The sequence below is a fragment of the Agrobacterium tumefaciens genome (genome assembly GCF_005221385.1).
GTDB lineage: Bacteria > Pseudomonadota > Alphaproteobacteria > Rhizobiales > Rhizobiaceae > Agrobacterium > Agrobacterium tomkonis.
Genome location: NZ_CP039904.1, coordinates 2,093,749 through 2,114,514, shown reverse-complemented (window position 1 = coordinate 2,114,514; position 20,766 = coordinate 2,093,749). Strand labels below are relative to the sequence as shown.

The 20,766-nt window shown below is 56.2% G+C and carries 17 protein-coding genes; 14 read left to right on the top strand and 3 right to left on the bottom strand.

The features are described from left to right. The first annotated feature begins 24 nt into the window (after window positions 1–24). From CFBP6623_RS24865 to CFBP6623_RS24825, 9 genes are all read left to right on the top strand, one after another. A complete protein-coding gene (locus CFBP6623_RS24865; RefSeq protein ID WP_080843170.1) occupies window positions 25–1,035 on the top strand; it encodes an ABC transporter permease in 1,011 nt (336 codons plus the stop codon). Next, complete coding sequence (locus tag CFBP6623_RS24860) at window positions 1,032–1,877, top strand: ABC transporter permease (protein WP_080843169.1); 846 nt, start codon at window positions 1,032–1,034, stop codon at window positions 1,875–1,877. Before CFBP6623_RS24865 ends, CFBP6623_RS24860 begins: the two co-directional genes overlap by 4 nt. Beyond that, on the top strand, window positions 1,856–3,574 hold the full coding sequence (locus CFBP6623_RS24855) for a dipeptide ABC transporter ATP-binding protein (RefSeq protein ID WP_080843168.1): 1,719 nt from the start codon (window positions 1,856–1,858) through the stop codon (window positions 3,572–3,574). Before CFBP6623_RS24860 ends, CFBP6623_RS24855 begins: the two co-directional genes overlap by 22 nt. After that, complete coding sequence (locus tag CFBP6623_RS24850) at window positions 3,571–4,683, top strand: LLM class flavin-dependent oxidoreductase (protein ID WP_003504238.1); 1,113 nt, start codon at window positions 3,571–3,573, stop codon at window positions 4,681–4,683. Before CFBP6623_RS24855 ends, CFBP6623_RS24850 begins: the two co-directional genes overlap by 4 nt. 129 nt (window positions 4,684–4,812) lie before the next feature. Then, window positions 4,813–5,916, top strand: a complete 1,104-nt coding sequence (locus CFBP6623_RS24845) for an LLM class flavin-dependent oxidoreductase (protein WP_003504237.1) — start codon at window positions 4,813–4,815, stop codon at window positions 5,914–5,916. A gap of 115 nt (window positions 5,917–6,031) precedes the next feature. Beyond that, entirely contained in the window at window positions 6,032–7,213 is a 1,182-nt protein-coding gene (locus CFBP6623_RS24840; RefSeq protein ID WP_003504233.1) for an acyl-CoA dehydrogenase family protein, read from the top strand. A gap of 50 nt (window positions 7,214–7,263) precedes the next feature. Next, window positions 7,264–7,824 carry an FMN reductase gene (gene msuE / locus CFBP6623_RS24835; protein ID WP_080843167.1) on the top strand — a complete coding sequence of 187 codons (561 nt, stop codon included), beginning with the start codon at window positions 7,264–7,266 and terminating at the stop codon, window positions 7,822–7,824. 641 nt (window positions 7,825–8,465) lie between these two features. Further along, the gene (locus tag CFBP6623_RS24830) at window positions 8,466–9,608 is read left to right on the top strand and encodes a Fic family protein (RefSeq protein ID WP_080843166.1); all 1,143 of its coding nucleotides are present in this window, start codon (window positions 8,466–8,468) and stop codon (window positions 9,606–9,608) included. Between the two features lie 597 nt (window positions 9,609–10,205). Then, window positions 10,206–11,417, top strand: coding sequence for an SIR2 family protein (locus CFBP6623_RS24825; protein WP_080843164.1), 1,212 nt, complete (start codon window positions 10,206–10,208; stop codon window positions 11,415–11,417). A gap of 126 nt (window positions 11,418–11,543) precedes the next feature. On the opposite strand, the gene CFBP6623_RS27135 is transcribed toward CFBP6623_RS24825, so the two are convergent. The 3 genes from CFBP6623_RS27135 to CFBP6623_RS26975 form a co-directional block, all read right to left on the bottom strand. Continuing rightward, entirely contained in the window at window positions 11,544–11,801 is a 258-nt protein-coding gene (locus CFBP6623_RS27135; RefSeq protein WP_232370465.1) for a hypothetical protein, read from the bottom strand. A 434-nt stretch (window positions 11,802–12,235) separates the two neighbouring features. Further along, window positions 12,236–13,051 (bottom strand): hypothetical protein, encoded by an 816-nt coding sequence (locus CFBP6623_RS24815; RefSeq protein ID WP_080843163.1) that lies wholly within the window; start codon window positions 13,049–13,051, stop codon window positions 12,236–12,238. Between the two features lie 129 nt (window positions 13,052–13,180). Continuing rightward, a complete protein-coding gene (locus CFBP6623_RS26975) occupies window positions 13,181–13,354 on the bottom strand; it encodes a hypothetical protein (RefSeq protein ID WP_167379199.1) in 174 nt (57 codons plus the stop codon). Window positions 13,355–13,401: 47 nt separating this feature from the next. Between CFBP6623_RS26975 and CFBP6623_RS24810 the strand changes: the two genes are divergently transcribed. The 5 genes from CFBP6623_RS24810 (at window position 13,402) to CFBP6623_RS24790 (ending at window position 20,766) form a co-directional block, all read left to right on the top strand. Further along, entirely contained in the window at window positions 13,402–14,322 is a 921-nt protein-coding gene (locus CFBP6623_RS24810) for a DUF4238 domain-containing protein (protein ID WP_167379198.1), read from the top strand. A gap of 291 nt (window positions 14,323–14,613) precedes the next feature. Continuing rightward, a complete protein-coding gene (locus tag CFBP6623_RS24805; RefSeq protein ID WP_080843161.1) occupies window positions 14,614–16,098 on the top strand; it encodes an HAD family hydrolase in 1,485 nt (494 codons plus the stop codon). Window positions 16,099–16,463: 365 nt separating this feature from the next. Next, window positions 16,464–18,965, top strand: a complete 2,502-nt coding sequence (locus CFBP6623_RS24800) for a sensor histidine kinase (RefSeq protein WP_080843160.1) — start codon at window positions 16,464–16,466, stop codon at window positions 18,963–18,965. Window positions 18,966–18,979: 14 nt separating this feature from the next. After that, window positions 18,980–20,083 (top strand): hypothetical protein, encoded by a 1,104-nt coding sequence (locus tag CFBP6623_RS24795; protein WP_080843159.1) that lies wholly within the window; start codon window positions 18,980–18,982, stop codon window positions 20,081–20,083. Next, window positions 20,080–20,766 carry a hypothetical protein gene (locus tag CFBP6623_RS24790; RefSeq protein WP_080843158.1) on the top strand — a complete coding sequence of 229 codons (687 nt, stop codon included), beginning with the start codon at window positions 20,080–20,082 and terminating at the stop codon, window positions 20,764–20,766. Before CFBP6623_RS24795 ends, CFBP6623_RS24790 begins: the two co-directional genes overlap by 4 nt.

Below are 20,766 nucleotides of genomic sequence, written 5' to 3'. Positions count from 1 at the left end.
AAGTAACGTCAAGGAGGTGACGGCATGAGCAATGCCTACCTAACCTACGCCGCAAAGCGGCTCGGCCAGGCGATCGTCGTCATCCTTCTGGCCTATGTCTTCACGTTCGTCGTCGTCAGCGTCCTGCCTGGCGACCCGATCACCAGCGTTCTGCGCAACCCGCAGAACGGTTTCACCGAGCAAGAAATCGCCGAAATCATTGCTGCACAGGGGCTGGACAGGCCGATCATCGTGCAGCTCTGGCACTCCCTGTCGGCATTCCTGACGGGCGATCTCGGCATCTCCATGCGCTCCAATCGACCCGTCTCGACCCTGATCGCCGAGGTGCTGCCATCGACGCTGGTACTGGCCTCCGCCGGGCTCACGGTTGCGTTGATCCTCGCCTTCGCCGTTGCCTATGGCACACAGGTCGTGCCGAAACGATATGGGCAGGGGCTGCTGCGGGCATTCCCTTCGCTGTTCCTGTCGACGCCCAATTTCGTCATCGGCCTGTTTCTGATCCACCTTTTCGGGTTTCAGCTCCGGCTGTTCCGGGTCATCGAGCCCGACAGCTTCTGGGCGACGCTGTTTGCGGCGATCACCATCGGCATACCGTTTTCCGCACAGATCGCGGAAGTGCTGATCGCCAATCTCGATCATGAAGCGGAACAGGATTACGCGGCGGTTGCCCGCAGCCGCGGCATCGGGCCGAAACGACTTTTCACTACACATCTGCTCAAGCCCGCTTCGCTACCGGTGGTGACCGTTATCGCCCTTACCGTGGGCGAGCTTCTGGGCAACTCGCTGATCACGGAAACCGTGTTCGGCCGTACCGGTATCGGCAGTCTCGTCCAGCGCTCCGTCAGCACGCAGGACCTGCCCGTCCTGCAGGCCATCGTCTCGCTTGGAGCCGTGGTGTTCGTCGTCGTCAACCTCATCGCCGATCTTCTCTATCCGCTGCTCGATCCACGGGTGAAAATTATCGTTGGCCGGAAACGTCGTCTGGCAACCATCGACGACACGCCGCTTGGCCTTGAAACGGGGGCCAAACCATGAGCCTTATCTCCAGCCCGGTTTCCGGCAGCAATCCGTTCGAGAAGCTGAGAGCTCTCAACCTTACTCCAACGGTTGCCCTTTCCCTCCTCGTCATCGCAATCGTCGTCGCCTGGTCGATTGCGCCGCAACTGTTCACCAGCCAGAGCCCGATCAACGGTGTCCCGGCCGACAAGCTTCTTGCGCCCAGTTTTGCGCACTGGTTCGGCACCGATCATCTCGGGCGTGATCTCTATACAAGGGTCGTTTATGGCACGGCTTCATCCGTATCGAGCGCTTTGGTCGCTGTCGTCATCGGTGTCTTCATCGGTGGTGTGATCGGTTTGCTCGCCGGATTTTTCGGCGGCTGGGTGGATATCGTCTTTGCGCGTTTTGTCGACGTGCTGCTCTCCATCCCGAAGTTCCTGCTCGCGGTCATCATCGTCACGGCCATCGGCTTCGAAACGATCAACGCAGCGATTGCGACAGGCATATCGGCCATTGCCTTCTTCGCCCGCGTGGCACGCTCCGAGGTTATCAAGACACGTCAGGCGACCTTCGTGGAGGCATCTTTTCTCTCGGGTGGCTCGCGCGGCTACATCGTTCTCAGACACGTCCTTCCAAATGCGTCCCGCTCGATGCTGCCGCTTGCCGTGCTGCAATTCGGCGAGTCCATTCTGGTGATCGCCAGCCTCGCCTTCCTCGGCTACGGCGACCCTCCGCCTTCTTCCGACTGGGGCCTGCTGATTTCAATCGGCAAGGACTACCTCAAATGGCCCTGGCTCGTTTATGCGCCCGCGTTCGTTACGATCGTGACCGTCCTCTCTGTCAACAGGATCAGCCGATGGCTTCGCAAATCGCACTGAAAACAGCGCCAATCCTTCCCGAGTTCGGGGCTGCGTCTCCACAACACGCGATACCCCTTCTCAAGGTCGAAAATCTTGCCGTGTCCTACGGACGGCAGGAGGTCGTCCATAATGTCGGCTTCGAAATCGGACGTGGCGAAAGCCTCGCCCTCATCGGAGAATCCGGTTCTGGAAAATCGACCATCGCGAAAGCCGTGCTGAGGCTTCTCCCCACCGGCGCAAACGCCACAGGGCAGGTTATTTTCGACAGGCAGAACATTCTCGCATTGCCAGAACGCCGCTTCAGGCCGCTTCGCGGCCGTGAAATCGGCTTCGTGCCGCAGGATCCCGGCAACTCTCTCAATCCTGTGAGAACAATCGGCTCCCAGGCGCTGGAAGCGGCAGCGCTGATGGAAGAGACCAATCCAGCGATCCGCAGGACACTTATTCTCGAAACCTTCGCCAAGGTGGGTCTCGACAATCCGCAACGGGTTTACGATTCCTATCCGCACCAGTTGTCCGGAGGGATGCTGCAGCGCGTGCTGATCGCTCTGGCAATATTGCCGCGCCCTGCACTGCTGGTGGCGGACGAACCGACCTCGGCACTCGACGTAACGATCCAGAAGCGCATCCTCGATCTCCTCTCCCGTCTTCGGGATGAGCTGAACATCAGCCTCCTTCTTATTACCCACGATCTCGCAATAGCGGCCGAAAGGGCGGATAATCTCGTCGTGCTGAAGAACGGCGTCGTGCAGGAGAAAGGCAGGACGTCCGCGGTTTTTTCCTCCCCTTCCTCACCCTATGCCAAAAAACTCCATGGCGACGTCCCCGCGCTCAACCCGGAGCGCTATGCCAAATTCCGCGATCCGGGGTTCAGCCTCCTTGATGGCGACAAGTCGCCAAAGATCGCCGTCCGCGGCGTCACCAAACGCTTCACTGTCGATGGCAAAACCCTGACTGCGGTGGACGATATTTCGTTTACGGTTCCGGCGGGCACGACTCATGCCCTCGTCGGCGAATCCGGCTCCGGCAAGACGACGACGATCCGCCTGCTGCTGGGGCTCGAAGAGCCGGAAAGCGGCACGATTACGGTTGCCGACGAGACCGTCACGAACAAAAACCGCGCTTCGCTGCGGTCCGTATGGCGGCATCTTCAACTGGTTTACCAGAACCCGTTTACGTCCCTCGACCCGACGTGGAAGGTGGGGCAGCTTGTCCGTGAACCACTCGACCGGTTCGAGATCGGGACGCCGAAAGAGCGATCCGAACGCGTACAGGAAGCTCTCGCGAATGTCGGCTTGAGCGAGCACCTCCTGGAGCGTAAACCGTCGGCCCTGTCCGGCGGGCAGCGTCAGCGTGTGGCAATCGCCCGTTCGCTGGTCCTCAAGCCTGATGTGATCGTGCTGGACGAACCCACATCCGCACTCGATGTCAGCGTTCAGGCGGATATCGTCGAGGTTCTGCTGTCGCTACAGGCGAAGCTCGGCCTGACCTATGTTTTCGTTTCGCACGACCTCGCCCTCGTCCGGCAACTTGCGCACAGCGTTTCGGTGATGCAGCGGGGACGCATTGTCGAACATGGAGCCGTCACCGAGATATTCGCCAATCCGAGACACGAATATACCGCGTCGCTGCTGAACTCCATCCCGTCGGGCATTGCCGGAACGGTTCGCGCTCCCGCTGTCCAGCGCGCTCTGCGGAAGGAGCAACTCGCATGAATATTGCAGCAGCTTCCCGCGACCTTCCCGCGTTGTTTCGACCGAAACAGCGGCTGGGTTTCAATACGCGCGTGTCGTTCAACGACGATGACGGTCCGGCACAGGGGCTGCGACAGGGCATAGAGCTGTTCAGGCAGGCGGAAAGGCTGGGTTATCAGTCAGGCTGGGCCTATCAGCGTCACTTCGACCACTATCTTTCTTCCCCGTTACCCTTCTTTGCGGCAGTCGGCCAGCATACGCGGCACATCACGCTTGGCTCCGCCGTCATCCCGATGCGTTATCAGGACCCCATCCTCCTGGCTGAGGCGGCGGGAACAACCGACCTCTTGATCGACGGTCGGCTTGAACTTGCCATTTCGACCGGGACCAACGGCGCGTTCGATGCCGTTTTCGGAACCGTCGATACCGATGCCCGCACAGAGGCAAAGCGACGCCAGTCGCGTTTCCTCGCCGCCATTGCCGGTGATGTTTTGCACACTGTTACCGAGCGGGACATTGGTGCACCTCCGGGAGCCGAGTTGCGGGTGACCCCTCATAGCCCAACCTTGCGCAGCCGTATCCGACAAGGCTCCGCCAGCCTCGATTCAGCAATACAGGCCGCCGAACTTGGGATTGGCCTGATTTCCGGGACCGTCCTTCACGATCAGGCAGAAGGCGAGACTTTCGGTCAATATCAGGCGCGGATCATTGATGCCTATCGCACCCACTGGCTCCGCATCTGGAAGACGACGCCACCCCCGGTCGCTGTTGCCGCTTCCATTCTCGTTGGCACCACCCCGGAGCTGCGTGAGAAATACGCGGCTTACGACCTTGAGCGTCGCACGGTGGGAATTGCCGCCTCACGCCCGAAGGGTGCGCTGGCCCCTGCCGGCCCGCCTGTTGGCGCGCAGATTTCCCCGGTCTTTCAAGGTACACCGGAAGAAGTCATAGAGGCGGTTTTGAGCGATCCGGGACTGGCGGCCGCAGATGAGCTCGTTCTTTTTTTGCCTCCCGCTTTCGGACTGTCCGAAAACATACGACTGCTCACCGATCTTGCGACGACGGTTGCTCCATCTCTGGGGTGGAAACCTGCTCCCGATCACGAAGGGCCGGAACGGGCGGCAATCTAAGGTTCTAGACCATCAGGATAGTCAGGCAATATTTTCTACATATTCCATAGAAATAGAAAGACCTGTCTTCCTCATATGCCACACCGGCTTTAGCTTTTACCCGACACTCAGAAACACCAAGGAGCTCCCATGGCTGCGGAATTCATCAGCGTCAGCTTTCCCAACGAGTCCAATGATCTGAACCCCATCCCTGATGCTCCGGTTGATCCGCTGTTCCTGGAACGTTATGCGCGTGCACTGGACGACTACGGGTTCAACTACACGCTCATTCCCTATTCCTCCTCTTCGTTCGATCCCTTCACGCTGGGCGCCACCGTGCTTGCGCATACGAAGAACATCAAGATCATCGTCGCGCTCCGGCCCAACACCGTTTATCCGACGGTTGCGGCCAAGTCCCTCGCCACGCTCGACCAGTTGAGCGGCGGTCGCGTCGTCGTCCACTTCATCGCAGGCGGAAGCGACGAGGAGCAGGCGCGCGAAGGAGATTTCCTCAACAAGGAAGAGCGTTACGAACGCCAGGAAGAATATATCCGCATTCTCCGCCTTGCCTGGAGTTCGACCGAGCCCTTCGATTTCGACGGCAAATATTACCAGTTCAAGCAGTTTCGCAGCGCCGTGCGTCCCACCAACGGTCTTATCCCGATTTCGCTCGGTGGTTCGTCAGATGCCGCCTATCGTATCGGTGGCTCGCTGTGCGACATTTTCGGGCTCTGGGGCGAGCCGCTGGCTGAAACCAAGCAGCAGATTGACCGCATCTATGCCGAAGCCGCAAAAGCAGGCCGAACCGATCGCCCGCGCATCTGGGTTACCTTCCGGCCAATCGTGGCTGAAACAGACGAACTGGCCTGGGATAAGGCGCACAGGGTTCTCGACCGTCTGAACGAGAACCGTCAGAGGGGCCTTTCGCGCGCGCCGGTCAACGCAACACCCCCCGCCAATATCGGCTCCCAGCGCCTGCTCGATATCGCCAAACGCGGCGATGTCCATGACCGCGCGCTCTGGTATCCGACCGTCACCGCGACCAATGCAAGCGGCGCGACAACCGCTCTGGTCGGATCGCCGCGCACAATCGCCGACTCCATTCTCGACTATATTGATCTCGGCGCCGATCTGATTTCGATCCGTGGATATGACAATTACAATGATGCCGTCGACTACGGACGATACATCCTGCCTCTCGTCCGCGAGGGCATTCGCGAACGTGAAGAGGCAAAGAAGAAGGCAGCCGCCTGATCACGGCAGTCCGGCCAGGCCGTCGGACCTGCCCACCTCTTCCTCCAAGACCGGGATCATCCACGCCCGCAACGGATGATCCCGCCTCTCGACCTTCCAGAAAGCCGTTATCCGCATGTCTTACGATCCCACCGCACTTGACGCCGCTGTGCGCGCCGTTTCCGAAGCCGCACCGGAGGCGGATCAGACCGGTCAGTTTCCCTGGACCGGCATTCGCGCCGTTCATCAGGCCGGACTTCTGGAGAGCACCGTGGCCACGCGTTACGGCGGCCCGGGAGGAACCTTGAGCACCGCGGCCCATATTCTGGCGGCCCTTGGGCGCGGCGATCCCTCCGTGGCGCTCATCAGCGCAATGACGATCTTCACCCACCTGGGACAGGCGACGAAGGATCATTGGCCCGACGGTCTTTACAGGGACCTTCTTTCCAGAGCCAAAGATCGGCCACTGCTGCTGAACGCCGCCCGTGTGGAGCCGGAACTGGGCTCGCCGGCGCGCGGCGGATTGCCGGCCACGCGTGCGCGCCGGACGGCAAATGGCTGGTCGATCACGGGCCGCAAGCGCTTCGTGACGGGCGCGCACGGCCTCACCCATTTTCTCGTCTGGGCGCACACCGACGAGGCTCAGGCGCGGGTCGGCACGTTTGTCGTGCCTAACGGCCTGCCCGGCATCAGGATTATCGAGAACTGGAAGAGCCTCGGAATGCGGGCGACAGGTTCGCATGACGTCGAATATACCGAGGTTGAAATCCCGGCAGAAAATGTGCTGGAACTCGTTGATCCCTCCGTTGCGCAGCAGGATAATCGCAGCCATGCGGCAATGACGCTTGCGCTGACCGCAATCTATCTCGGCGCAGCCGAAGCGGCTCAGGAAGCCTTCATCCGCTTCGCGCATGAACGTGTGCCCGCCAATCTGGGCCATCCCATTGCGCGGACAGAACGTTTTGTCACGCTTTCGGGTGAGATCGACCTTCTGGTCTCCGGCGCCCGGCAGATCATCTTCGGCGCGCTCACAGGCCATATTGGCGATGCCGAACACCTGATAAGGGCCCGGCTCCTCGCCGGCAGGCAGATCCGCGAAGCTGTGCAACTGGCTGTTCGTGGCATCGGCAATCCCGGCCTCAACGCCGATCTCGGCCTGGAGCGGCATTTCCGCGATATCCAGTCAGTTCTCGTCCATGCACCCCAGGAAGATACGTCCGTCGCCATTCTCGGACGTGCCGCCTTTGATCGTTGGAAAACCAGTGAGAATGACCGATCGACACATCCAGCCGCCCTTTCAATCCTGAAGACGGCTTAAGACGCGTTGGCGCGAACCACCCTTCCCCAAGATCACTCGAAAGAACGTCAATGAGCAACAATCTGATCGTCGGTTTCTCCGGCAACACATCGCGCCCATCCAGCACGAAGCGCTTTGTCGAAAACGTCAGCGAAGCGCTGGCCGGGCAACTGGGCCTGCAGCATCAGGTTTTCGACATCGAGGATCTCGGGGCATCATTGAGCTCGGCACGATCCGTGGCGGATCTCGATGGTGATGCGCGGCGGATTGTTCAAACGATCATCGATGCCGAAGCTCTGGTGATCGGCTCACCGACCTACAAGGGCAGCTATACCGGCCTCTTTAAACACGTCATCGATCTTCTCGACCCCGCCGACCTCAGAGGCAAGCCGATCATCCTGACGGCGACAGGCGGCGGAGACCGGCATTCACTTGTGGTGGAGCATCAGCTCAGACCGCTATTTGCATTTTTCGAAGCTTTCGTGACACCGACCGCAATCTATACCTCCAGCCGAGATTTCGTAGAAGGTGAGCTTTCACCGACCATAAACGCACGGGTAAATCAGGCAATCGCAGAAGCTGCCTTGCTTGTAAAAGCACGTTATGAAAGCGTAACAATCGCTGCGGAATAACTGGATCATGTGTAGAGATACCGCATGTCATGGGTTGCTCAACACGACCGTATGATCTTTTTATATGGTCGGATCGGTATCGCCAGCGCCCCGTGCTCCGCAAAATGGGTGGTGATCGGCTCTATGAGATTGGGATCAGTGGATGCACGGCTATATGGGAAAGTGGCAATCCATTTTGGCGACGACGGTTTGTCGCGGAGAGCCTTAATTTGCGACGATGCAAATGTCACGCTACGATAACCATCAGACTTTGAAGTTTTAAGCCGACCACGTCTCTTACCGAACAACTTAGAGGACTATTTTGAGCTAGTAATGGCGCAGTTGAAGAGATTCGAACCCGCGGCATACAAATAGAAAATCGTATTCTTCCAGAAATTATAGCCCACTTTAGCTACTAACATTATTGATCCGTCTGCATTTTCATCTCCCAGACCATAATGGACCGGGCTGTCACAAGTAAGATTTGGTCAATGAGTTTCAGTCCTAACAGTCAGAAGCGTGACGGTCGCGTGGTAGAACCGGTGAACCGGTGATGTTGAAGTGCCCAACTCCGGATGGGTGCGGAGATTACGGACGACAAACTCCGCAATTTTGCGGAGATAAACCTTGCTATTCTCCGCAAATGAGCTTTATCGTGGGACATGACCTATATCTGGCAATCCACCCTATGGCCAAACTTCGAGTGGCATAATGACCGCCTTACATCAAGGATTGCGGATGTACGCCTTGATCAAGGACGACTTATTGGCCGCGTCGAAAGCCTCGGCTTTCGTACCCGCGAGGCGACATTTCTGCGAGCATTGACCGATGACGTCGTAAAGTCATCAGCGATCGAGGGAGAACAGTTGGATGAGCAACAGGTTCGATCCTCGCTCGCCAGGCGCCTAGGTATCGATATCGATGGATTTGTTACTCCAAACCGCTCAATCGAGGGCATCGTCCATATCACGCTCGATGCCACCATCAATTGCGCGGAACCACTGACGGCCGAGCGACTGTTCCAATGGCATGCGGCCCTATTCCCGACCGGCCGCAACGAATGGGGTCATAGGCTTCGTGTCGGCGATTGGCGTGACGACTCTGGCGGCCGTATGGAAATCGTTTCTGGTGCATTCGGGCATGAGAAAGTCCACTATGTTGCTCCGCCCGCAGATCGCGTTGAAGCTGAGATGTTAACTTTTCTTGAGTGGTTTAACGGTTCGCACGAACCGGATCCCCTCATCAAAGCAGCCATTGCCCATCTCTGGTTTGTTGCGATCCACCCTTTCGGCGATGGCAACGGCCGCATAACTCGTGCGATAGCTGACATGACGCTTGCACGCGGCGGCGGCGGAGCGCAGCGACTTTATTCCATGTCCGCAGCAATCGAGCGATCCCGCATCGGGTATTATGAAGCACTGCAATCAATTACCAGCAAAAAAAGCCTCGACATCACGAGCTGGATCGAGTGGTTCCTCGATCGTCTGGGCAACGCTGTAGGTGAGGCGCTGCTGACCCTCGACAACGTGATGCTGAAGAATGATTTCTGGCATACGCATTCTGCAAGCGATCTCAATTCACGACAAGCTAAAGTCATCAACCGGCTCTTAGAAGGAAATTTCCAGGGCAAGCTCACATCGACAAAGTGGGCAAAATTGACGAACGCCTCCCAGGATACGGCATCTCGCGATATTGCGGACCTGATGGCGAAAGGAATTTTACGAAGAGGCGAAGCTGGTGGACGCAGCACGGCCTACGAGTTGGTTTTAAACTTCTCAGCGAACCACGCTTCTCATACCGGGTAAAATCAATTCGTGCGGCGGCGATGGGAGTTGCAAGACAACTTCATTATTTCGCACCCTTTGTGATCGTCAGGACAACGCTCTTAATGCGCGGACAGTTTTGGGCCTGAAGTTAAGCTCTTGATGGGAATTGAACCTGCGACCTGCCCATCAAATCTTCTATGTAGCTGAAACCTCGTTTATTTGGCGTATGCGGATAATAGGTGCGGCGTAAGGCAGCTTATGGAGCAAACAAGGGGTTAACTCACGAGCCTCAAATCGAACGCAATGTGCATGGCTGTAGGTGATCGCGAGTGCGACTATCGCGCATTCGTCGTGGCGGCCCATGCGATTTTTTGCATGAAGTCCTCAAGCCAGGCGCCGGCCATTGCCGAGTAGGGTGCTCGTGGTTCAGTAATCGCCTTCAGCTCATCCAGCATCCTTTCCGGCAGCAGGCGGAGGCGTCCGGGAACCTGCTCCGTACCGAATTTTGCGCTGGGGGCAAAGCCCTTCCCGACGGAAGCGATTTTCAAACGGCACGAGACCCGCCCAGCCGCGCCGCCGCGCAGGCTCTCGGTGCACGTGCCGCATCAGCACCCATGGCCGGTCCCGGGGCCGACTATGCATCGACGCGATGTCCCGCTATGGCAGACCGCGTTAACCGGGACGAAACACAACTATGAGATGATTAAATCATTAAATCAATTATTTGGAACATCGATGACTATCAGCGCTTCCACTGCCAAGGGCCTCCTCAAGCCCGTTCTTGCTTGTGATCCCAAATTTCGAGGATATCTGAAGCCAAACCGCTACACGGTGTGCCTCGGGGCCGGAATTTCAAGAGGAATAGCCCCTGATTGGCAGAGTTTGACGCAAGAGCTCATGTCTCAGTCATTCGGCGAAGATATACCACAAACGACGTTTGATCGCTTGTTGGCCCTGGGTTGGTCGCTTGATGGCCTGATACAGGCGGCCGCAAACGAGTTTAAGCGGAAAGGCAAGAGCAATGCCGATGTGACAGAGGCAATTGAGCAATGCCTGTATGCCACGATCAGAAGCAAGGCGCGCGGCCTAGGTCTGGAGTCCTACCTCACGGCAGTTTTGAACAACCCGAAAACAATCGAGAAAAAGAAAGCCATCGAAGTCTGCGACTTCCTCGAAGACAGCTTCCCCGGATGTTCTCTGTTTCCGGTTGGGCAGTTCCTCATCGAAGCCGCCAAGGCGGGACACGGTCCACAGGCCGTCCTTTCGTTCAACGCAGATACTTTTCTCGAAACGTACATAGACCTCTATCTACGTCGCGAGCACTACCGCGGTCCGCCGCCGCACGGCCATCCGCCCTACCTCTTCGCTGCAGTGAATGGCACCGGCGGCGCCTACGACGACAAGATCCCGATCTATCATTGCCACGGCTCGATCGCTCCCTTGGAGCGCGTTGGTGGCCGCACGCGAGATCGCCGCGATCGTCTCGTATTCCTTGAAGAAGAATATCTCGCTCTTTCGAGCGGCCGATCCGCCTGGGCGCAGAGCGTCTATCTCTTTTATGGCCAATCGACACATATGGTTTTCTGTGGCCTGTCGATGTCGGATACCAATATACGTCGATGGATGAGCTCCCTAGAGGCGGACGCGAAGGACTATCATCGCGCGCATGGGAACTCCGACCGATCCAATCCGCAGCATATCTGGATCCGGCCGAAGCCAAGTGACACGCTCACGCAGGAAATACTCCTAGCAAGTCTCACGCATTTGGGCGTCAGGCCAGCATGGATCGATGGCTGGGGTGAACTTAAAGAAGGACTGAAGAACCTCAGCTCGACGGGCAAGATATAAGTTAGCCTGCGACGCGCGGTATCCAGGCGGCCGAGGTGTCGTCGCCGTATGCCATCGCCCGTCCCATAAGCATGCAAGCGCCGGCCTAGGCGCAGATCACCGCGTCGAGACCATCGTCGAATGCCTTCATCTCCCAGGTGTTGGCATCGGCGTCGGGGAGCGGCAGCATGTCTGCTTACCGGCGACGTTTTCATCGAGTTGCGCGACGATTGTCTGCCAGACGTTGCGCAGGTGATCGCGTCGTGTCTCAGCGCCATCGGCCGGCCAGTAGCTTCGGATCTTTGCGAATTTGTAGAGCAGTCTTTTCGGTGCTGCCATCATCTCGACGAGCGCCGGATGCGGATAGACCTCGGCTAATCCGTGCTCGATAGGGCCGATCGTCATCAGCGGATAGCCGAACGTCTCGAGCTCTCGCGCATGAGATCGCTTACTCTGCCTGGCTGCAGAACACTCGGTGTGTGCGTGGCGCAATGACGGGCGCCATAGGCGGAGGACACAATTTTACGCGCAAGCCGGTGCCTCGCACCGCCTCCCCTTGTAGGACTTCCATCCCTGACGCGTTTGGCGCTTGCGGCATCCGGGCCGCAAGGGAAGGCAGCGCTTTGCGCGACCGTCACGCGCTACCACGAGGGCGGCGCGTTTGACGCGCGGGAAAGCGGGAACTCGCGCCCTATGTCGGTGTGACGAAGGGCAGCCGCAGGAGCTCCGGCATAACGGTCCAAAGGGCGAGCGGGACCTACTGCCCGCCCCGGGATAGTCCAAGTAAACAGCCATCTTAGGCGACAAGAGCGACATGCGCGTTATGCCAGAGCCTCGTCTCAATCAGGCTCCTTCAATACTCTCTTTTGCTGGAGTTCTAGCAAGGTCTCATCATTCAGTAGAGCCCCGCCCCCCGGAACCTTCAGGTTGAAGGGCGTAAATACAGCGCCGCCTACATCGAACTTGCCGGGACTTGGATTTCTCCGCAGCTGTTCCTTCGCACCTTTGACCGCGGCCTCTCCCGGTGAGAAGTTAAGCACCAGCTGGTTTGTATCGTCACGCGAAACATTGGTCGATGCCGAAGCTTTGATCCCAATGACAACAACGTCTAGGCCGGCATCGCCCGTCCGCTTGACGCCAAAATCGAGTGTGTAACCCAAATTCGACAAAGCGATTTTGGGATCTCCGGACGCCGTCGAGGTCAGGTTGTGAAGCCACGCATAAATGCCCAGTCCGTTTACGTTTCGCACGCCAGGTGCGCGGGGTGCGTTGCAGATATCGGTGTTGTGAGCGTACGGAGAGACAATGAAGTCGCTGACTTGATTCAACGTCCTCGATACAATCACTCCGCCACCCACCTTGAAACCGGCACTGACCCCTGATCCCAACGGAACAAGTTCAGGCGTGTTTACGCCTGCGGATGAACCGCTTGAGGTTATGATCTTGGCGGTAAGCTTACCGTCAATGTACCAGCCGGTCAGATCAAGCTTTTTGGGATCGACCTGCGTGAAGGCGAGAGCCATCTCGCATTTCATTTGGTTTAGGATCGCTTCGAGGGGAACCGGGCGATCACTCGTGCTCGGCGCCAAATCTGCGGTTGTGCAGGCACTCAAAAAGACCGTTGCCAGTGCAGGCAGAAAACTTCTCGACTCCATAGATCCTCCCCCCAGAGACATAGAGCGCAAGCGTACAACCAAAACGAGCAAAAGGCAAATATTTGGGTAATAATTTGCGAGGATCATCCGCGCATTTCACGCCACACGCCGCCCCTCATCCCCGCCTTCTTACTCTTGCGTCGCGGCCAGATGAGCCTCGATCTCTGCAAGCTGTCGGCATTTGCTGCCGAGATGGGTTTCGAGGGCGAATTGCTCACCAAAACCGCGGTCGGTAGGTTTGGCACTCGCCTTGGCCGGCGTTTTTCGCGTACCGGTAAGGTTTCTGACAGAATTTGATTTCATGTTCGTCCGAACCTGTCGCAACATCGGCAACGCGTAGGATGAAGGCTATGAACACACCCACTAACCATCACTATGTTCCGCAGCATTTTCTAGCTGCTTGGTCCCAGGACGGCAGGCTCGTTAGCCGATATGTGCGCATCGCTCATACCGGCAAGTTGCATTTCAGGAAGGGCGCCGGCATCGTCAATCTTGGCTCTGAGAATGACCTCTACGTGATAGAGAATACCGACGGGCGAGCTGAATTCGAAACGACAATCGTGACCGCACTTCTCGATACCCCCGGTGCCGAGATCGTCAAGAAAGCCAGGGAAACAGGCATACGTTCACTATCGTCCGAAGAACGCAGGACCTTCAGTCATTATGTCGTGATGCTTGAAATGCGGAATCCTAGAACGATTGCGCTGATGAGCCTATCCGAGGCCGACGTCGGAGCGCTGCACGCCGGTCAAAACGCGGTTTCTGGCGACACAGTCGGTGCTCGCGAGGCTGCACGTCTTTTGTCTTCCATTCACACCGGTAAAACGGCAGCAGGCCTGGGGATCGCCAATGACTTCACCTTCTCCGACATCCTTTTCGGCTGCCCGCCTATTGCGTTCGAGACACACGCCCCGCGGCTGCTGTCCTCAAATTATCCGGTTGGCCGCGTCGGTAGTTATGAGCGAAACTTCCTTGTGGGACTCGCCCTGAGCCCAACGTCCGGACTTTTTTGGTGTTCGCAACCTGCGCTCACTGCCGAGCTTGAGAAACTCACGATCTGGCAGCAGGCGACCTTTCTCAATTTCCTGACGCTTGGCCGCGCTGAAGTCGCTTTCACCGATCTCGATATCATGGATACGTTCGTCGATGAGCATCTCGGGTGGCAGATCCGACTCGACGAAAGCTCGCAGAAGGAGAAACTGGCGGCTATGCTAGGTAAAATCAAGGAGACGGCGCTGCCGGCCACGTTCGGCGCGGCCACTAGCAAATAATCAATCCGTAATACTCGCGTTGAACGGATACGAACCGTCAACCTCTGACTTCAAGTTTTTCTCTAGCTAGACATTCGTCAGGATATTAGTCTTGGCTCCGGGGTGGAGGCAGATCGGCATCCTCCGCAAATAGTGCTGCAAAAGCAGGGCTTTTGCTCACCCATCTGCTTCCGCGCATGCCAAAAGGCTCTCCTCTGTGCTGGCTCGTTTGATATAGCCCTATGATCATTGAACAGAGACCGTTATTGTGAATTCTCACGCTGTAGCCCGGCGCACTGACAATACTCAGCTATGGCTGCGAACAGCGCCACCATAACTTTTGAAAGACATCCCGTGCCGCGCAAAGTCGTCGATACCCTCATCCTTGATCTTGACAACACCCTCTTTGATTGGTTCGCGGTATGGTACGCGTCTTTTGAGCCAATCTACCGCGAGATAATAAAACAGACCGTCCGCGCCGAAGCAGAAATTCAGGCTGACATTCGAAATGTGCATCGGATACGTCGCACCTCCGAATACACATTCCTTCTCGAGGAAATTGAAGCACTTGCCGACTTGCGCCAGCGCGGGGACATTCGAACAGCGTTCCGAGAAGCTATCGAATTGTCGCGGCAGGGTCGGGACCTCAACCTCAAACTCTACCCAAGCGTTTTGAGGTCCCTGTGGCGGATTAAAGGCCAAGGCACGAAGATCGTCGCTTATACGGAGTCCATGGCGTTTTACAGCGCGTACCGCCTGAAGCGCTTCGGGTTGGACGGTGTTATAGACGTAATGTTTAGTCCCGAGGACCACGATATGCCAAGCGGTGTGTCGGTCGACAGGATGCGAAGACTTCCAGAGGAATTCTACGAACTACAGGTTACGGAATCGCGCCACACCCCGCCGGATGAACTCAAGCCAAATCCACGCGTGCTGCTGGATATCATCAAGGAGGTAGGCGCGACGGTCAATCGATGCGCCTACGTCGGAGACAGCCTTTTCAAAGATGTTGCGATGGCTCGCGATGTCGGTGTCTTCGATATACACGCAAAGTACGGCGAGAGTCAGCGCCGCCCTGAATATGACCTTTTAAGGCAAGTGTCTCATTGGACGGAAGCCGATGTACAGCGTGAAAAGGCCATCGTTGAGAAGGGTCACGACTTCGAACCAAGTGCAGTGCTGACAGATTCCTTCGCTGAAATTTTTATTCACTGCGAATTCGAGTCGTTCAATATCAAGCCTGGTGCGATCGTCGATGACAAAACGGCAACCCAGTATGCTCTTGAAACTTGGAAGAAGACCGTCGACGTCCAACAGCATTTCAATGATCTAGAAATGCGCATAAGGAATTTCGCGATAACGGTGGTGGGTGCGCTGATCGCTTCGGTGGGCTTTACCTATCAGCAGGGCCTTCAGGCGGATGTGTTTGGTGTCAGGATTTCAGCGGGCGTGGGGCTTGTACTCGCTGCCGGCTTCGCTTGGTTAGCCTTCTTTTTTATGGATCGATATTGGTACCATATCTTCCTCCGGGGAGCTGTTAAACACGCTAGCACGATCGAAAAAGAGTTTGCCGATCGAATTCCGGGGATCGGTCTCGGCACGACGATCTCGCAAATGAGCGGCGATGTAAAAATCCTCTGCTGGAAAACGAATTCCGAACGACGACTGACGATATTCTATGCTGCAGGCTTAGCCATGCTGGGAGTAGTCCTTCTCACTCTGCTAATTGCGCAGCCGCAACGTCCGGGTGACTACCCGCGCGATGCGCGTGTCCTCGAAGAGTCTAAACGGCCGTAGCATCGAGACGCGGCCACCTCGAATTTTAACGCAGAAGGCGGGCTCTGAACTGAAGACGCCCGCCTTCGTTGCCGAGCATCCTCTTTCTGAGGTGAAAAATGACGATTTCGCACGGTCTTCGCCTAGGATTTCCTCGGCGACGGGTTCCTGAAATGTGCTCGGGCTCGCGTTTCGCGTATGTCCTAGGTTGAAATACCGAGACAACAGCCCTAACGTGCTTGCAACGCAGAGAGGAGTACCACCTACACCGCCATTTCGGAAGAAGACCGTCGCTATTGAGACGGCCAGTCCGGTCTTGGGCGTGGTTCCAAAGCTTTGCGATCAAGCCTACGGTCTAACAAGGATCGGCGCTAAACGTGGATAACATGACCGAAGACAAGATTATTGGCTACCCTTTTCGTTTTGGCGGTACTTGGTACATAAGAAAGGCTAGGAATGCCAACGAGGTAGTCGAGCTGATCACCGCAGCTGGCGTGTTCGTTGGCATAACCCCTGGCAAGCTCAGCATCGTCCATGGCGGCTATGTCGATAAGGGTCGGGAAAGCGTTTTGAGCTTTCAAGTCTCGCATGCTGAGCACCCCGTAGAATACGACGCCGACTTGGATCACACGACCAGTATCGACCCACGGAAGATAGTCGAAGCTGAGGTCAGCAAGAAAATCCCGAATTGGCATCTCGTGGAAGCGGCCAGCCGGGAGTTTGTTGATGACGATCCTAACCGAGTTCGGTTTTCTGTCGATGCTGCCCATATCCAAAGGCTCGGCGAGCAGCTTGTCAGCAAGCAGGAAACCGCTCTCTCTGAACTCATCAAGAACGCCTACGACGCAGATGCTACGAAGGTCACACTTACTTTCAGCAATCAGGAAAAAATAGGCGGCAGTCTCGTTATCGAAGACGACGGCGTGGGGATGACCGAGGACGTCATCCGGTCGTCGTGGATGCGGATATCAACGAACGCGAAAGATACCGAGCCCACCTCGCCGGTGTTCGGTCGTGCTCGTGCCGGTAAAAAAGGTATTGGACGATTCTCTGTGCAGCGTCTGGGAAAGCGCCTCACATTCGTGTCCAAACCAGCAGGTGAGAGCTTTGGTTATCGAGTTCAGTTTGACTGGGACCGCGACTTCATTGCGGGTGCTTCACTTCAAGACGTATTCAGCTCAATAGAGCGATTTTCAAAGCCCTCCGAAGATCATGGCACCCGACTTCAAATCGAGGACCTGCGTGAGCGATGGTCAGCATCGGATATCGAAAAGGTGTGGCGAGCTGTCGTTCTGCTACAGCCACCATTCCCCGTAGCGATCGACGATACCCACCTCGTTCTGGAGGGGGGCTTTAGGGCGGACCCCGGATTCAAAGTAGAAATTAACGACGTTTCCCAAGAGAGCCAGCGCGAACTATTTTCTATCGAACGATCGTTTCTCTCGCATGCGCTTGCAACGATCACGGCTGCTATCGATGATAAGGGAATTGCCAGCTTGCGGGTTACATCCCCGAAATTCGAGCTGGATGAGCAGGCAATATGCGAAGAAAAGTTTCTTTTGACTGGTCCGGTCAAACTGGATTCGCGATACTTCATTTACAGCCCAGAACATTTTTCAGGCTTATCCATTCAACAAGCCGCACGTATGAGCCGCGAGTTTGGTGGCATTCGAATCTACCGCAATGGCTTTCGCGTCCAGCCGTACGGTGACCCCACGGACGACTGGCTTCAGCTAGCTGCTGATACTGGTCGCAGAAATATTCTCGTCCCAGCCAACAACTCGAATTTTTTCGGTCAAGTCAGCATTCCTCCTTTGTCGGAATCGCTATTCGAAGAGACTAGTAGCCGTGAAGGCCTCATAGAAAATGAAGCATTTGTGGAATTGCGCCGTTTCACCCGCTGGGCGTTAGAGTGGGCTGCAATCAGAATAGCTTCAACACGCAAGCGTAAGACCAGAGCCAGCGAGCGCAACTACGTTCCCGAACAGAAAAAGCCCTCCGAGGTCCTCAGAGACTTCCGAGAGCGCCTAATTACGAGTAGGCAAGACAGCGACGTCAACGAAGAAGTCCAAGAAAGCCTTGCCGAAGCGGAACAACTCATCGTCGAGTACGAGCGGGTTGTAGAGCAGCAGCGCGCGGCCTCCATCGAGTACGAGGAGATGCTGCGGATATTGGCTTCGCTTGGGATATCAATCGGCGTCTTCGGCCACGAAATCAAAGGCTCTCAGGGAGCACTGGTATCGAACCTTCATCTGCTGAACGATCTCGTTTTGGAAATAGCGGACCCGGTGATGAAGGGCAAGCTTTCCGACCAGCATCTGGAGCTGCAGAAAGCGGTAAGCCGCGTCTTCGACATCGGAGGATACATCGCTGGATTGCTGTCCCAGACCGAAAGCCGGGAACTTAACGAGCTGTCAGTGCAAGGATCCGTCCAACGGTTCGTGGCGCAGTTCAAAAACTACATGACCAAGCAGGGTGTCGACTTTGTCCTCGACATATCGCCACCTTCTATCCGGACAACGGCGATGCACTCGGCCGAATTTGACTCTATGCTGCTTAACTTCCTGACCAATGCAGTCAAATCGATGAAGCGTGCCAAGGCCCATCCTAAAAGAATCAGGATATCCGCGCGGAAAATCGATCAGCACATCGTGCTCGCATTCGAAGACAACGGCACAGGGTTAGAACCGGAAATCGCTGACCGCATATTCGATCCATTCTTCACGACCAGTGCTGGTTCGGAGGAGGACGGCATAGCAGGCCCCGGCACGGGATTAGGTCTAAAAATCGTTTCAGACATCGCCGAAAGTTATGGCGGATCCGTTTCGGTTGCCACGCCCAGTCATGGGTACAATTTCAAGATTGAGTTTCGCATTCTCTCAAAATAGGATTTCAGCAGTCGATGTTTAAGGGCGTTTTTGTAGACGACGCGGACGAGGCCTACGCCGGCGTTATGAGCACTCCTGGTGAATTGGAATTCGAATTCCTAAAGGTATCTCCTTTGACCACCCAGGCTCTGACTATCCGCGAGCGTAACCCACATGTGGTCGCGTTGGACTATAGGCTTGATGAAGTCGATGCGGGTATCGAGGCTGGACATACCTATAAAGGCAGCGGGCTAGCTCAGCTTTTGCGGGATGTAGCGATCATGCATCCAGCCAACGACTTTAGTCTCGTGCTGGTCTCCAACGAAACCAAGCTCAAGGCGGCATATGATCCCGATAAGACAGCCCACGATCTTTTCGACAAAGTATATTCCAAAGAAGAGGTCAATGAAAACCGGGGCCGAGTCAGAACAGAGCTGATCGCTCTAGCGCGTGCATACGAGACTCTTCGACAGATGCACACGAAATTTGACATCTCAAAGATTCTCGGCGCGAATGAGCTTGATACTGAGCAGCTCGACAGCCAGGAACTCCGTCGTTCTTTCGAGACCGCCGCAGCTCCGCATCTTATCATTCGCCAGCTACTTCGAAACATGATCGAAAGGCCCGCAATCCTAATCGATGACCATTGGGCCTGTGCGATGCTCGGGATCAACCCGGAAGATTTTCATTTGATCGCACGTGCGCTCGAAGAGGCGGGCGTCCTATACACAGGACTTCTCGGAGATGGATGGCGCAGATGGTGGTCAGGGAGACTTGAGGTCTTCAGTGAAAAGATATTCGAGGACCGATCATCAGGCCTGACCTCTGCCGAACGCGCGGCAAAGCTAAGCGATACGCTAGGGAAGGAAATCAGACCGAATATGTCTCCTTGGAACGGTAGCGTCGACGAGTATCCAGTATTCGCCTGCGCTTCATGCGGCCGTCCATCGGAACTTCGCCACTCGCTTGCCGCTTATGATCCTCGAGCCCCACGATACACGACGCGTAGGCGTATCTGCTGGGATTGCATACAGAAAGACACCTATAAGCATCTAAACTCACCTTTGGAAGTAGATGAAACAGATGCGGATCTTGTAAACGACGTCCAGGAAATGGAACGTACCGAAGGTGGAAAATGACTGACTTCAGGGCGGAGGACGCTGGAAAAGCTCTGAGTGTTATCGCGGAAAAGCTACACTTGGCCGGTATACTGACCCAAGAGGGCCGTTCCGCGCTTTCCGACGAGAGCAAGAACATAATCAAGCAGAAGAGATCAAAGTCATGGTCGGTTGAAATTAAGCCTGCACGGCCGATTTCGTTCGCTCGCGCCAAGGACAAAGATGGTCACGACATTCAACTCAATCTCATTTCGAAAATAAAAGTCGCGCAGATAGACGAACATCATCCGCCTTTTGAATCTCTCGATATAGCGTTGGAGATGTTTGATCGCGTCGGCGACCCAATCGGAAGATGGCATGTAGATCGGGCGAATGCAGGGCAGAGCGGTCCGTCCTACCACTTGCAGTTCGGCGGGCATGCGCGGGGACATCGTGCAACGGATTTTCCCGTCAAGGAACCACGTTGGTGTCATCCACCAATGGAGATTGCCCTCCTCTGCGAAGTAGTCTCTGCCAATTTCTTCGAGGCGCTTTGGAAAAAACACCTTCGCGACGATCCCGCGTGGTGCAAGTCCATCCAGCTGTTCCAACAGCTTTGCTTCGAAGCCTACGCAAAAATACTCGCAGATTGCCTGCGTGTCGGTCAATCGACGGCACTGGGCTCAATGTGGGGCGATCGCTGGGTGCAAAAGGCAAAAAAATAG